The 841-nt window shown below is 36.7% G+C and carries 1 protein-coding gene; it reads left to right on the top strand.

Annotated elements, in window-relative coordinates; genetic code table 11:
* Positions 1-246 precede the first annotated feature (246 nt).
* Positions 247-729, top strand: coding sequence for a hypothetical protein (locus tag L2737_RS22200; protein WP_248957135.1), 483 nt, complete (start codon positions 247-249; stop codon positions 727-729).
* The last annotated feature ends 112 nt before the right edge of the window (positions 730-841 follow it).

The raw sequence follows: 841 nt of genomic DNA, 5'->3' as shown, positions 1-841 counted from the left end.
CTTTCTTGTTATCGGTCTCTCAATAGAGGAGCCATCGCTCAATCGAACTACGACAAGGAAAGCTTTAGTTGCAGCTAAAGCCTGGGTCTCACATTACCCGAAACAGGGAAGCATTTGTAAATTAGGTGGGTTTATTATCCATACAAGCTAATTAATAAGGACAAAAAACAGTTGGCTGTTTTCGTTTCTCAACATTTTAGCCAACAATTTTTTGCCCATTATTAGGGCGTTAGGGCTACTAAAACTATGCGTTCACTTCTAGCAATAATATTCTTATATTGCTCTTCTGCTTGCGCCGATGAAGAGATCATAGTTTCATTTAGTGAAAGTAAGGTTTGCGTCTCTGAAACCGATAATTGTCAATCCACTTTAACGGTTACGACTGAGAAGACAATATATACCTTAGAAAACCTTTTAGGCAGTTTTTATCTCTCCAAGGTAAACAACCAAATACTTGATTGCGGTGGTAACACATTAAGTTACGGGTCAAACGCAAACCTAATTAATTCTAATGGTTCAAAAATTGAAATACCCCATAAAAATGGCGTTGCAGATTGTGGTATTACTAGAGATAAATTGTATTATTTTATTGTTGATGAAACACCCAACTTAAAAGTATACGGTAACAACGGGCAATTAATTCTAAGTAAACCCGTTGCTTTTGATTCTATAGTAAAGTACAAAATAAGTAATAAAAACTACGAGTTAAGGGTGCATGGTATACCGTAGCCCTAACAAGAGACTATGGCGTCAATAGTTAATTTTAAGCTTTTGGCGCTTCCCACAAAACACCGTCTCTTAGCATCGAATTTAAGATCACAACCATCTTCCTAATGCAGGC

The organism is Shewanella electrodiphila (assembly GCF_023283985.1).
GTDB classification, from domain to species: Bacteria; Pseudomonadota; Gammaproteobacteria; order Enterobacterales; family Shewanellaceae; genus Shewanella; species Shewanella electrodiphila.
The sequence above is the reverse complement of the archived record's forward strand: the minus strand, read 5'-3'. Positions and strand labels throughout refer to the sequence as shown.

Bases quoted from the DNA above. Each gene is read 5' to 3' on its own strand.
- L2737_RS22200 (WP_248957135.1), top strand. From the start codon at position 247: ATGCGTTCACTTCTAGCAATAATATTCTTATATTGCTCTTCTGCTTGC.